Below are 12786 nucleotides of genomic sequence, written 5' to 3' on the forward strand. Positions count from 1 at the left end.
ACTTTTACAATTTATTTACCGCGCCAAAACTTGGCAAAATCAGCCAAACTCCATTACACCTGCATAAATAAACAGCAGGTATAAAAGTGCAGGTCCTGCCTATCCATTATGCCGCTAGGCTTAAACATACAGCAATTTGGGACACTTTTTCTCGTTGCAATCCTGTCACCATGCTCTGAATTCGCTAATTATTAATAAGCAAACCTGATGCATGAAGTTAAACCTTTTACGATTACAGCATTACTTGGCGCTAATAAGCTTTTAATAGGCTTCACTTGGGCTTTGGTATTACTCGAAAATGCGTTGATCGTCTTGATCCCCTTGTTCATCGGCTACGCCATCGATGGCTTATTACAAGACGACTTTCATGACTTTTATGTTCTGAGCACCATCTTGGTACTGATTGTCGCGTTGGTGGTAGCAAGGCGTATTTACGATACCCGAGCCTTTGGCACGATCCGCGTTAATCTTGGTTTGTCCGTTGCCGAAAAATTAGCACACTTGCCCATTAGTACTCGCAATGCACGACTTGATATGTCACGAGAGTTAGTGGATTTTCTAGAAAACGATATTCCACCGTTGATGACCGCAATTATCCAACTGGTAGCTGCATTAGTTATTTTAACGAGTGCCCATCTTGGCTTAGGACTCTCTGCCATCGTTGCCGGCATACTAATCATTGCAGCTTACGGCGCCGCCCATAGCCAATTTGTTACCACAAATGCGGCGCTCAATAATTGCAAAGAGCAACAAGTTGATGTGCTAGAGCAAGGGGTCAGTCGCTCTATTCACGCTTATTTGCAAAAGATAAATCTGAAAGAAATCAAACTATCTGATACTGAAGCCATCGTATTTGGTTTGATTTTCTTACTGCTCTTTATCTTTGTCTTGTTCAACCTTTGGCTAGCTACTCACAGCCTAACGCTGACGCCGGGCAGTATTTTCACCATTGTGAGCTACTCGCTGGAGTTCCTAGACGCCGCGATTTTGCTGCCCATCACCTTACAAACTTGGTCGCGCTTAAGCGAAATAATACAACGTCTTAACACCCCAGCCCCAATCAAAGTAAACGGAGAGATACAATGAAAAATAGCAAGCTAATGCCCCTGATTGGATCTGTTTTGCTGCTGGGTATTGCTATCACGGTCGTGGTATTACTTGAGCCAGTTCCGGCTGAGCCCAGCGCCAGAGTTGAGCCACATTTGCCAGTGTCGGTGATCCAAGTGACGCCCGCGCCTTATCGGCCCAAACTTACGTTAACGGGCCATACCGTGGCGCGCTGGCAAACCCAATTGAAAGCGCAAACAAATGCCCAAGTGACGCGCTTAGATACCGCCCTTGAGCCGGGAACGTTAGTCAAAAAAGGGCAAATTCTGGCAGAACTTGACACCTTGCAGCTTGAGTCTGAGCGCGCCAATGCCTTAAGTGAAATCAAACAAGCTGAGTTACTGCTGCAACAACAGCAACATGAACAAACCGTTGCGCTGAAAATGCTAGCCGGTAAACGCAGCTCGGAGTTTGCCCGTAAAATCCCGCAAATCGCCGCGGCCAAAGCTCAGTTAGCGCAGGCGAAACAACTTCTTAATTCTATTGAACAAAAAATACGCGACAGCCAAATTCGCGCTCCTTTTGACGCTATCATCTTGCAACGCTTTATTAGTCCTCAACAATTTTTAGACGTTGGTGAGCCATTATTTGAGCTTGCCGCCAGCGATAGTCTAGATGTTGTGTTGCCCGTGGCCGAACAACATTGGCAACTGATCCATGCCAGTTTCGGCCAACCTGACATTAAGGTGATCGACCGTCAATACCAGCAGTGGCCCGCCAAAGTACGATTTGTCGCGCCGCAAGTTGACCAAACCACCAAGCAGCGGCAAGTGGTATTAGCGATAAATAAACCTTTTCAGCAATCATCGCGTTTACTGCCAAATCAACCTGTCACCATTGAAGTTACCTTACCTGCTTTCCCGCTAGCTACCAAGCTACCTATCAGTGCGCTGACGCCAGATGGATTGATCTGGCAGATTAATAAAAACAATACTTTACAACAAACTGACGTGCGAATTTTGGAAACAACCCCTGATCATGTTTGGGTAACTTTTCCGTCAAATGACCAACAGCAAAATGCGAAAACGATCGCCGTATACCCACTTACGTCAATGCTAGAGGGGGTAAAAGTAAAGCCTATTCCTTTTGCTGAGCCAACAACAACCGCCGCTAAAGTTCATTTTCTGACAACACTGGGAGCACAACGATGAAATGGTTAACCCATTGGTTTATTCACAACCCTGTTGCGGCAAATTTACTGATGCTAGCCATGATCGCCAGCGGATTGCTCAGCTTATCGCAACTGCGGGTGGAATCCTTTCCACAAATCGCGCCCTCAAGTTTAACCATTACCATTGCCTACCCCGGCGGCACCGCACAACAGATTGATGCCAGTGTAACCCAGCGAATTGAAGACGCCCTTGGCGATGTAGCAGGGATCAAACGATTAGTTAGCCAATCTTCAGCGGGTATGGCGCAAATTCGCGTGCAAAAAAAATCCAACGCTGACTTAGGGAAGTTACTTGAGGATGTACGTAACCGAGTTAATAGCATTGTCGGATTGCCCACTCAGGCCGAACGACCTCAGATAACACGTGAAGACTTCACCAATTTAGCCGCCTTTGTCATTATTTCATCCAAGCAAACCGCTCAAAATTTGCAACCCATTGCACGCCAAGTGGCTCTGGCATTGAAACAACATCCCGACATTACCAAGGTGACTAATTTAGGTGAGCGTGCTCCGCTAATCGTCATTGAGCCCAATATTACGCAGCTTCAAATGGTGGGCCTTAACATTGAATCTTTAGCCCAGCGCATTGAACAAATGTCTATAGAAACCCGCAGTGGTGAGTTAAAAAGTGCGCAAGGCCGGATCACCTTACGGGGCGATGGCTACGCCGATAATCTCACCCTATTAAAGCAACTTGATATTATCGCGGAGCCCTCAGGCATCATCAAACTAGGTGATATTGCCAGCATTTACCGCGACTATGAAGCGACCGGAGCCATCGTGCGCAATAATGGCGGAAGTGCCATTGCGCTGCAAATTAATACCAGTCAAAACGATAACTTACTTCACATTAGTCAAGCCATCAGTTCTGTGCTCAAAGAGCAACAAGCCTTGTTACCCGCTGATATTTCCCTAGCGGTAATGGCGGATATGGCACCTTATATTGAAGACCAACTCAACCGACTAACGAACAATGCTTGGCAGGGGCTATTAATAGTATTGGTGATTTTAGGCCTGTTTTTACGCCTTAGATTGGCCATGTGGGTAGCTTTAGGGATCCCAATTGCCCTTTGTGGCACCTTAGGAATGATGAACGTACTTAACTACAGCATTAACGACATCACTTTATTTGGCATTATTTTAGTGTTGGGTATTTTGGTCGACGATGCCGTGGTAGTTGGCGAAAGCATTCATGAAACCCGTTTAACCAACCCCGATCCAAAACAAGCAGCATTTAAGGGGGTGGAATCAGTAGCGGTCGCCACTGTGTTCGGAGTGCTCACCACCGTGGCCGCCTTTTCTCCAATGCTCTGGATCAATAACGAGTTAGCCAAATTATTGGCCCGCTTTTCAGCGGTGGTGATTATCGCACTGTTATTTTCACTCATTGAAAGTAAATTTATCCTGCCATCACATCTTGCCGCCATGCCCGCTCAAAGTAAGCCATGGCCCGCAGTGGCGAAATTACAATCATCGGCGCAATCAGCCTTGCACTACTTTAATCGCCAGTGTTACGCGCCCTTACTGTGCTATGCTATCCGCCATAAAGCCGCTTGTTTAATCAGCTTTTTTGCTTGCGTGCTGCTAGCGTATGGTCTGTGGTCGACCGGCTTTATTCGCAGCTCTGCGTTTCCCGAGATCCCCGGCCGCTATCTCAGCGCAACCATCACCTTAACGCCTGGCGCGCCATTGCCGCTGCAGCAACAAGCCCAAATGCAATTAGAGCAAGGGGCCAATAGACTCAATCAACAGCTGCAACATGACTACCCATTGAGTGCTCCACCCATCACTAACTTATTGGTATGGTCAACCGGTTATGGCGAAATAGAAGCCACGGTTGAACTCACTAACGAAGCCTTAACCGTGTTGCCCAACAACCTGGCACTGAATCAATGGCAACAATACAGCGGCCAATTTGAAGGTGCATATGCGGTCTCATTTTCGGCAGCGGACGCCCCTGCGGGCGGCACTTTTATCAGTATTTCTTCAGCAGATCATGCCCTTGCGATGCAAGCCAGCAACCAACTGGCCAAACATTTAAGCACTTTATCCGGTGTACATGATGTGTATGATGACGGCCAAGGCGGCCAACAACAAATACGCATTACCCTTAATGAATTTGGTCATCAACTGGGATTAACACAACAGCAAATTGCGCTGATGATTGGCGGCGCTTATGGTGAACGTGAAATTCATCGCTTATTGCAACAGGGCCAAGAAACCAAAGTGATATTACGCTATCAGGCCAAGCAGAAAGCCACTCAACAACAACTACTGCAAACCCCTATCTTCTTATCTAGCGGCAAGACGGTAATGCTAGGAGATGTGGCTAATTTAAGCTTCGAGCAAAAGCCAGAGGTGATCTATCGACGCGACCGCCAGCAAGTGGTGAACTTATACTGGCGACAAGATCGCACGGTGCAATCGCCAGAACAAACGCTGCAACAGCTCAAGCCGCTGATGGAAGATCTAGCCACGCGCTACCCCGGCGTTCAGATTCAATCAGGGGGTGAGTTTGAAGAATTAGGCGAAATTCAAGCAGGATTTAAAACAGCGATGCTCTTAACCTTATTGCTTATCTACGCCTTGCTTGCTGTGCCGCTCAAATCTTACTGGCAGCCGTTAATTATTATGGCGGTGATCCCTTTTGGTTTTGCTGGGGCTATTTTTGGTCATGGCATAATGGGCTTACCTGTCAGCATTTTATCTCTGTTCGGCATGATGGCAATGACAGGTATCGTCATCAACGACTCGCTGGTACTGATGACACGGTTTAACCAATATTATCGCGCCGGCATGCCATTGAATAAAGCCTTAATAAAAGCAGGGACGAGCCGTCTTAGGGCTATCTTTTTAACCACCATGACCACGGTATGTGGTTTATTGCCGCTGTTATTTGAAAGCGCGGAGCAAGCGCAATATTTAAAGCCTGCAGCCGTATCCTTGGTATTTGGCGAACTATTTGCCACCAGTATTACCTTGATTATTATTCCTGTGTTGCTCGGCCTTTTTACATCTTCAAAGCAGCCCGCAATAGCAACTGAATCGATGAATCTCTTACTTAAACAAGTAGATAGTTAAAATGCAAATAACATCAGCTATGATTGAACCATGGCAATCGACAAAATTAAACCTGATGACAACTGACTTGAATAATACCGCGCGCCCGGAATCTGTGGCTAGCAAGCCTTTCATTCTTGTGCCAGAAATGGCGCTATTGGAGCAGTTGCCGCCTCATTTACAGGCGCGGTTTGAAAAAGCTTTACAACTAATGCATCACGCCTTGAGTGAAGGGCTAACCTGGCAACAAGTGGCTGAGCGCTGCGCGATTTCCCCTTCACATTTTCATCGTCAATTCACCCAAATTTGGCATGAAACACCGGGGCAATACCTAAACCGCATTCGGCTGCAAATAGCCGTGTATGAGCTATTTGAATTGCACCAATACAACATCACTGACATCGCCCACCGCTGTGGTTTTTCCTCTTCGCAAGCACTGGCTAAAGCGCTAAAACGAGAACTTAATATGAGCGCGAAGGCGCTGCGAGAAATGGCGCGTAGCGCAACGCCTGAACAAACGGCTCAGATGTTGGAAAAAATTGCCCATCCCACTTGTCCCGAGACTAATACCAAGCATGCAGCGAGTATCCAACTCACTTCTCAAGCCAATCATGCGCAAAAAGGCAACAGTAAAAACCTAGAGCAGCAACTAGCGCAAGATTTACCTTGCCAGCTTATTTGGTATCCTGAACGAAGGCTTAGCGTAACTAAACAAGATAACTTCAGTTGGGATCGAGAGTTTGTTACTAAAGGAAAGCAAACCAAAGGCTTATTCGCGCTATCGCCAGTCAACCAACTAACACGGCCATGGCATGAAATAGATGTTTGGCTCGGCACTGAAAATACAAATAACGAAGCCAACCTATTTCTGCCTGCAGGTAATTATTTATGCACTGAGGTTTACCTCGTGTCGGATATTGGCTACATCGCCGCTTGGCAAGGATTGCTCGATTATGCAGAGCGCCATCAGCATCAAATCGACCAGACAGGCTACAGTGTCGAGCAAATACGTGATCTGGAGCTAACATTAACCGGCGGCGCAACGTTCGCGATGCAGGTTCCAATACTGTGACTGGCTCCCAAGCTTATCAAGTGGAGCAATATTCCCCCTACTGACTTCTTATGCTATTGCGCCGAGTGCGCTAAACGCAAAGCATTAATCATGATAAACAGCTCTGCCGTGGCGTTAGCATCATTTAATGCACGGTGATGGCCATTAAGGGTGATGCCTACATCTGCGCAAAGTTTACCTAATGAATAGGAGTCGTGACCAGGCAGCCACTTTCTGGCTAACACAACGGTACACAACTTAGCGCGGCGATAACTTAAGCCACAACGCGCAAATTCCGCCTTGATCATGCCCATATCAAAATTCACATTATGGGCGACAAAAATCGCGCCTTGGCTAAAAGCATCTATCTTTTCGGCTAGCTGCGCAAAAACAGGCGCATCGCGCACCATTTGATTATTAATGCCCGTTAGCGCGGTAATTTGCCTTGAAATATGTTTATTGGGGTTCACTAAACTCGACCACTGATCCACCACCTCTCCTGCCACGACTTTAACCAAGGCAATCTCGGTGATCCTGTCATATTCTTTTTGCCCGCCGGTGGTCTCTACATCAACAATTACATACGGCTGGGCGGGATCAAGCTGCCACGCCACTTGCTGAATAGACACATCAAATCCTGCGCTTAGCAACTGATTCATGGTCACCATTTGATTGCGGCGCAAGCTGTCACCGGGCGCTTTAACCTCAACGCAAAACAACTTGCCATCGCGCACGCCAATCAAGTCAGGATAACCATCTTTTAAGCCGCGATAATTTTTACTCATGGCGCGCAGATGCTTGCGCAGCGCATCCATTGGGCTATGGCGAACCAGTAAACAAAGCTGATCATAGAGATTGTCATACCACGCCATAAAGCAGTTTGGCTCGCCATAATGGGCGGTTATTTGCTGCAACAGCCACGCTAGCATCGCCTGCGCATCAGTAAAGTGTTGCAGCCGCGTTTCTACCTCAGCGGCAAAAGTGTCGTAGAAATTATTTTCTTTAATGGATTTCGGGCGCAGCGCAAATTCGTTACTGAGTTGGTTTTTGTCACTTTGATAAAGCTCAGGCCAAAAGCTAAGGCAAAACAGCGCGCGCCAAATGCCATTTTCACTGTGGATAGCCGTGATACCATGGCGCTGGTAATAATCAATCAAACCTTGCTCTGGCGCGCCAACAAACGCTTCGTCCAGTGGAATAGCAGTCCCTGAGTTACGTAGCATCTCGGTCAGTAATGACGTGCGCTGGGAGCCAAACTTTAAACGCGAAAAATCCTGCGCAAACAGCAATAAAGATTCATCTGCCGAAGCCTCAAGAATGGCGTTTAATTTGGCTTGGCAAAGGGTCAATTCGCCCTCGCCGTACAAGGCGCGAATATGCTTTTCCTGCGCTTTAGGATGATCGCTTTGTGCCAGCAACGTCATTGCTATATCGGGCGCATGGGTCAAGCAGTGATGCGCCAATTTGTAGCTTAATAAGTTATATTTTTCTTGGCCGTATCGCCCTATCGGCTCGACCTTTGCTGATGTTAATAGCGCTTGTGCGAGGGCGGTTTTTTCCTCATCACTCATCACCTTTAACTGGTGCAGCCACTGGCTGTAGTAAAACGCAGTTTGCGCTTCTTCTAATTCATCAAAGTGCGCATTTAATTGGCTCGCGGCTGCGCTACTACTGTTGCCATTGGTTTTTAATATGCCGAGATCGCGCATCGAAAATTGCGCTAAGGTGCCGCCAAGGTGGGCAAAGTACAAATATAAAAAATAGTCAAAGGTGTCTTTAAAAGCCGACTGCACATAGGCCTGATAAGTGGGATCGCTAGTAGGTTTAATGGCGCAACTTTGCTTAAGTGCACAGTCAACCCACGCCTTTTTTTTGGCTGAGTTCGCCGGCATATCTACCACGCCCGCTTGAGCGCATACCTCTTGCAACTGCGCTTTGGTCAGCTCAGGCAATAACTGCTTGGCGGGTAATTGCGCCGCCGACGTGATCAACTGATGTTGCTCAAGCTCCGCCAATGCGGCAGTGATATCCAAAATTTCAGCGTAGTTAAATCGCGCCGGCGCAACAAAGGTACTTTTTCGATTTACAATGCGGATCAACAAGCATAACGCAGCCTCACTCAAGCGCTGCACAAGCGCATACTGGCGCTGCTGCTCTGCGTTAAGTAAGTGCATACTAGTGGCATCAATAAACGCCACCAGCTCGTAAAAATGGGCTAAATAATACTTTTCAGGAAGTGTTTTCATTACGCTTAAGCACTGTATATAGATACAACCTATAGTATGGCAAGCGAACGTTAGTGTCTAGTGTCTGGAAAGTTCGGCACTTTTTCCTTTGTCACACAGCTAGCTTTATAGATTGTTTTATATTTACAAATCGACTATTTTCTACTTTGCCCCTTGATTAAGTGATTTGCAAAACATGACTTGGATTAATCTGCTCATTACTCAACTTAAAAAGCACGCTTTTCTGTTTATGCTAATGCTCTCCAGCGCGCTGGTTTATATCGAAGTGACAGCGTCTCAAGAACAAATACCAACTAAATTGAGCTACCTCGTTGGCATTAGCGCAGCTTGGATTATCGCGTCTTTACTTTCTACTTTTAGCTGCGACAAGCAAAACAATGATTAGGTATTAGACATACAACAACTTCCTCTATTCAAACCCAGCACCATCCCTCACTGAAGACAAGCAGCTATTCCACATAAACTGGCATAAAACCATCATATAACTGAAACAAAATTAACATCTTGCCGCTATACCCTTTGCCGCTCTCAGACTTCCATTTTGAATCAATTTATAACAAATAAAGGCAATAAAGATGATCGTAAAAAAAGGGCTCCCTACCTTAGCCATGGCGCTATTGTTTAATACTGGTTTAACCTGCGCCGAAGCGCTCAACGTCAGTCATGTTGATTCACAAAATGGCGCGCCGTTGCCCTATCAAGTATTAAGAAACGATATTACTGATCATGCTAAACCCGAACATATGCTGGAGATCCGCAACGGCGGTTTCGGTTCAGATATGACCGCCCATCCAACCAACAAAAATCAGTTCTACGCATTAACCGATCGCGGCCCCAATGCCACTTATAAACAAGGTGAACACGGCAAAGGGAAGATTTTTCCCACCCCAGACTACACCCCTCGTATTGGCTTATTTGAAGTTAATGCCACTGGCAAAGTGACACTGGTTCGCACCATTTTATTAAAGCAACCCGATGGCACACCTATCACGGGGCTACCAAATCGCTCTGGCTTGGGCGGCACCGGCGAAACGCCCTACGACACAAAGGGCCAGCCTATTACGGTAAATGCAGACAAACCTTTTGATGCGAAAACCAACCCACTCAAGTTGGATGACTTTGGTCTCGACGGCGAAGGACTCGTCGCCTTAAAAGACGGCACTTTTTGGGTTAGCGATGAATACGGCCCACATATAGTGCATTTTGACAGTGATGGCGTTGAACTTAGCCGTATCAACCCCTTCCCCAAAGACAAACGCACGACTCTCAACCTACCTGCCGAGTTTGCTAATCGCCGCCCTAACCGCGGTATGGAAGGCTTAGCCATTACGCCCGATGAGTCCACCTTGGTCGGTATTATGCAATCAACCATGCATAACCCAGACAAAAAAGTAAAAGACTTGAATTTAGTTCGGTTGGTCACGGTCAACTTGAAAACAGGCGAGATTGGCCAGTATCTTTACCAACAAGAGAAGGCGCAAAATGCCAACTCAGGTATTGTTGCGCTCTCGGCTAACGAATTTTTAGTGATTGAGCGAGACGGCGCTTTTTTACGTGACGACCCTAACGCCATGAAGCATATCTATCGCATCAACCTTGCTAAAGCCACTAACCTAGAAGCCATTAAAAGCGGCGATACATTAGTACAAGATGAAAAACTGGGGTTAACCATAGCAGGAAAAACCCTTGAGCAAGTGGTCATGGCACAAGGTTGGGACGCGCTAGCATCACACCAGATAACACCGGTCAGTAAGTCTCTAGTGGCAGATTTAGTAAAAGAAGTGAAATATCCTCACGATAAATTAGAGGGCATGTGGCTAATCAACCCCACCACCCTTGGCGTGCTCAACGACGATGATTTTGCGACTTGGTCAAGTGACGGCAAGCTAGCGCAAAAATACCTTGATAAAGATAACAAAGTGATTGATGCCAGCACCCTTTACATCATTGATTTAAAATAAATGATTTAATAACTTCGCTGACGAGGTGGAATTCTTTGTCAGCGGGTTTAATCTAACCTTCACCTACTATTTGAACGCACCTCTGAATGGCTACCAAAGCAACTGAACTAGCACGAGCGTAACGCAAGACTATCTATCCGATTTGCATAAACTGTGGCATGACTCACTTTTCTGATATACTGCCGCCCTGCTCTGTTGCACCCTGTTCATCAAAAATATCGGCTGCACAGTTTGCCCCTTTTTATTTATCTGAGACACCCCATGCCATTTTCAACACTTGGATTATGCGCTCCAATCTTAAAAGCCATTAGCGAGCTTGAATACAGCGCGCCTACGCCGATCCAAAAACAGGCTATTCCTGAAATATTGCGTGGCAATGATCTGCTTGCCGCCGCGCAAACTGGTACCGGTAAAACCGCCAGTTTTGTATTGCCATTACTGCAAATGTTTCAAGACTTACCAAAAATTCGCCCTAAGCGCATTCGCGCCCTGATCTTAACGCCCACCCGTGAGCTAGCCGTCCAAGTGGCAGATAACATTGCTAAATACAGCAAATATTTGCCGCTAACCTCCATGGCCATGTATGGCGGCGTTGATATTGCGCCGCAAAAGCAGCGTTTAATTGAAGGGATAGATATTCTGGTCGCCACGCCGGGGCGTTTATTGGATATGCACAGCCAGCGCGCGCTGCATTTTGATGAATTGTCGGTATTGGTGCTCGATGAAGCCGACCGCATGCTCGACATGGGCTTTATTGAAGACATTAATAAAATTATTGAACGCTTGCCTACCGAGCGTCAAAATTTATTGTTCTCGGCCACCTTGTCAAAACAAGTGCGCTTTTTGGCAAAAACGGCGATTGAAGATCCCGTTGAGATTGAAATTGTTAAAGACAATGCCAGTGCGCCGCAAATTGAGCAGTGGCTAACCACGGTTGATAAAGACAAAAAGTCGGCCTTGATTAGTCATTTGATCACCGAACAAAACTGGCAACAAGCGCTGATTTTTATTCAAACCAAAAAAGGCGCGGCTAAGTTAGTCAGCCAACTAGAAAAACGCGGCATTGCTGCTGAGGCCATTCACAGCGGCCGCAGCCAAGCGATACGTGAACAACTATTAGTTGACTTTAAATCAGGTAAAATTCGCTTTTTAGTCGCCACCGGCATTGCCTCGCGCGGTATCGACATTGACGATCTTGAGCGCGTAGTGAACTACGACTTGCCCGATGAAGCCGATGATTACATTCACCGCATTGGTCGTACTGGCCGTGCTGGCGCCTGTGGTGAGGCGATTTCGTTTGTTTCTAAGGATGACTTTAGAAACCTGTGCGCCATTGAAAGCCGTTTAGGCCAGTTAATTGTGCGCAAAGAAATTGAAGGCTTTGCGCCAATCAAAGAAGTGCCGATATCTATTTTGAACTTTAAGCCAAAATTTAATCCTGCTGCTAAACCTAAGCAGCGTAAAGAGAATACTGGCCAAGACAAAAAGCGCAGCGCATCCGCAGGCACAGTGAAACCACGTCACGACAAAAGTGGCAGACCAGGAAGTGACAAACCCGCGCAACCAGCGAAAAGCGGCGAGCGTGAAAACCCATGGACCAGCGGCAAGTACCGTTAATAAGGCGATATGATGATTACTTTTACCACCAACGTGGGCGACATTGAGATTGAACTGGATTTTGAAAATGCGCCGCTCAGTGCAAAAAACTTTTTACGTTACTGTGAAGAAGGTTTTTACGATTACACCATTTTTCATCGCACCATCAAGGGCTTTATGATCCAAGGCGGTGGCATGACGGCAAAAATGAAAGAAAAACCGGCCCATGCCCCTATTCGCAATGAAGCCGACAATGGATTAAAAAATACCTTAGGCACCCTGGCTATGGCGCGCACCGACGAGCCACATTCTGCCACCAGCGAATTTTTTATTAACGTGGCCGATAACGACTTTTTAGATCACACTGGCCGCACTGCTGATGGCTGGGGTTACGCCGTGTTTGGTAAGGTGACTGCAGGAATGGAAGTGGTGAAAAAAATCGCCCGCGCTAAAACCACCACCGTGGCGGGCTACGATGACGTGCCTGTTGCAACCATTACCATCGAAAAAGTGGTCATCAACCTCAGCTCTGTTTAAGCCTATCGCAGCAAGATAAAGTATGCTTTACGGCAAAATTTCGTTTTCAGGGATGAA

9 protein-coding genes are annotated in these 12786 nt (G+C 46.7%); 8 read left to right on the forward strand and 1 reads right to left on the reverse strand.

Annotated elements, in window-relative coordinates:
• The first annotated feature begins 207 nt into the window (after positions 1–207).
• Genes K1M91_RS18580 through K1M91_RS18595 form a run of 4 tightly spaced genes read left to right on the forward strand, consistent with a single transcriptional unit; the run spans position 208 to position 6410 of the window.
• Positions 208–1086 (forward strand): ABC transporter six-transmembrane domain-containing protein, encoded by an 879-nt coding sequence (locus K1M91_RS18580; RefSeq protein WP_232803759.1) that lies wholly within the window; start codon positions 208–210, stop codon positions 1084–1086.
• Positions 1083–2258 (forward strand): efflux RND transporter periplasmic adaptor subunit, encoded by a 1176-nt coding sequence (locus K1M91_RS18585; protein WP_232803760.1) that lies wholly within the window; start codon positions 1083–1085, stop codon positions 2256–2258. The genes K1M91_RS18580 and K1M91_RS18585 overlap by 4 nt, the downstream gene beginning before the upstream one ends.
• Positions 2255–5359 (forward strand): efflux RND transporter permease subunit, encoded by a 3105-nt coding sequence (locus K1M91_RS18590; RefSeq protein ID WP_232803761.1) that lies wholly within the window; start codon positions 2255–2257, stop codon positions 5357–5359. Before K1M91_RS18585 ends, K1M91_RS18590 begins: the two co-directional genes overlap by 4 nt.
• A gap of 1 nt (position 5360) precedes the next feature.
• Positions 5361–6410 (forward strand): helix-turn-helix transcriptional regulator, encoded by a 1050-nt coding sequence (locus K1M91_RS18595; protein WP_232803762.1) that lies wholly within the window; start codon positions 5361–5363, stop codon positions 6408–6410.
• A 53-nt stretch (positions 6411–6463) separates the two neighbouring features.
• On the opposite strand, the gene K1M91_RS18600 is transcribed toward K1M91_RS18595, so the two are convergent.
• Entirely contained in the window at positions 6464–8635 is a 2172-nt protein-coding gene (locus tag K1M91_RS18600) for an exonuclease domain-containing protein (protein WP_232803763.1), read from the reverse strand.
• A gap of 175 nt (positions 8636–8810) precedes the next feature.
• Here K1M91_RS18600 and K1M91_RS18605 point away from each other — a divergent pair, with 175 nt between their 5' ends.
• The 4 genes from K1M91_RS18605 (at position 8811) to K1M91_RS18620 (ending at position 12729) form a co-directional block, all read left to right on the forward strand.
• A complete protein-coding gene (locus K1M91_RS18605) occupies positions 8811–9020 on the forward strand; it encodes a hypothetical protein (RefSeq protein WP_232803764.1) in 210 nt (69 codons plus the stop codon).
• Positions 9021–9210: 190 nt separating this feature from the next.
• Positions 9211–10596: an esterase-like activity of phytase family protein gene (locus tag K1M91_RS18610; RefSeq protein ID WP_232803765.1), complete on the forward strand. Its 1386-nt coding sequence runs from the start codon at positions 9211–9213 to the stop codon at positions 10594–10596.
• A gap of 261 nt (positions 10597–10857) precedes the next feature.
• The gene (locus K1M91_RS18615) at positions 10858–12213 is read left to right on the forward strand and encodes a DEAD/DEAH box helicase (RefSeq protein ID WP_232803766.1); all 1356 of its coding nucleotides are present in this window, start codon (positions 10858–10860) and stop codon (positions 12211–12213) included.
• Positions 12214–12225: 12 nt separating this feature from the next.
• Positions 12226–12729 (forward strand): peptidylprolyl isomerase, encoded by a 504-nt coding sequence (locus K1M91_RS18620; protein WP_232803792.1) that lies wholly within the window; start codon positions 12226–12228, stop codon positions 12727–12729.
• Positions 12730–12786: the final 57 nt, after the last annotated feature.

This window comes from Motilimonas sp. E26 (assembly GCF_021278025.1).
Classification (GTDB): Bacteria; Pseudomonadota; Gammaproteobacteria; order Enterobacterales; family CBDFNC01; genus Motilimonas.